We start from the raw sequence: 1084 nt of genomic DNA, 5'->3' as shown, positions 1-1084 counted from the left end.
CGTTTTCGAGGGGCACAACGCGCATCACGCGGTTGTTTTTAACTTGTACGATCAGGTTTGCACCGGTGCTGTCATGCGGGCTGACTGACTTACGACGCGACAACTCCCACGTGCGCGCGTTGTAGCGGAAGGGTTTGCTTGTCAGCGCACCCACCGGGCAAATGTCAATCATGTTGCCAGACAGCTCTGAGTCAACGGTCTCACCCAAGAAGGTTTCGATCTCTGCGTGCTCGCCACGGTTGGACATACCCAACTCCATGTCGCCAGCGATTTCCTCGCCAAAGCGCACGCAACGGGTGCAGTGGATGCAACGGCTCATCTCCTCCATGGAGATCAGCGGTCCGACGTTTTTATGGAAGACGACGCGCTTTTCTTCTTCGTAGTGCGAACTGCTGCCACCGTAGCCAACGGCCAGGTCTTGCAACTGGCACTCACCACCCTGGTCACAGATCGGGCAATCCAGCGGGTGGTTAATGAGCAAAAACTCCATCACGGACTGTTGTGCCTTGATGGCTTTATCAGTCTTGGTGTGCACCACCATGCCTTGCGCTACGGGCGTGGCGCACGCGGGCATCGCTTTGGGTGCCTTTTCAACGTCCACCAAGCACATACGGCAGTTGGCCGCGATCGAGAGTTTCTTGTGGTAGCAAAAATGAGGGATGTAGGTGCCGGCTTTTTCGGCGGCATGCATCACCATGCTCCCCTCGGGAACCTCAACCTTTTTGCCGTCTAATTCAATTTCAACCATGGGTTTGCCTGTTGTGTTCACTCGCCCGTACCAGGCATGCAAGCTTTGTGCTTGATGTGGTGTTCAAACTCGTGACGGAAATGTTTGATCATGGCGCGAACGGGCATCGCGGCCGCATCGCCGAGGGCACAAATCGTGCGACCCTGAATGCCATCTGCAACGCGATTCAATTGCTCCAAATCGCTTTCGCGTCCTTGGCCGTTTTCAATGCGTTCCACCATGCGCCACAACCAGCCCGTACCCTCACGGCAGGGCGTGCATTGGCCGCAGCTCTCATGCATGTAAAAGTAAGACAGGCGCAACAGACTCTTCACCATGCAGCGCGTATCATCCATG

At 55.8% G+C, this 1084-nt stretch carries 2 protein-coding genes; both read right to left on the bottom strand.

Features of this window, described 5'->3' with window-relative positions:
• The coding region (locus tag AC1QQ2_RS14340) for an NADH-quinone oxidoreductase subunit G (RefSeq protein ID WP_479713649.1) at positions 1 to 748 on the bottom strand (748 nt) is incomplete at its 3' end.
• Positions 749 to 765: 17 nt separating this feature from the next.
• Positions 766 to 1084: NADH-ubiquinone oxidoreductase-F iron-sulfur binding region domain-containing protein (locus AC1QQ2_RS14335; RefSeq protein WP_479713648.1), on the bottom strand; the 319-nt coding region annotated here is incomplete at its 5' end.

The organism is Aestuarium sp. (assembly GCF_023253315.1).
GTDB lineage: Bacteria > Pseudomonadota > Alphaproteobacteria > Rhodobacterales > Rhodobacteraceae > Marivivens > Marivivens donghaensis.
This window is presented reverse-complemented; position numbering and strand designations above follow the sequence as displayed.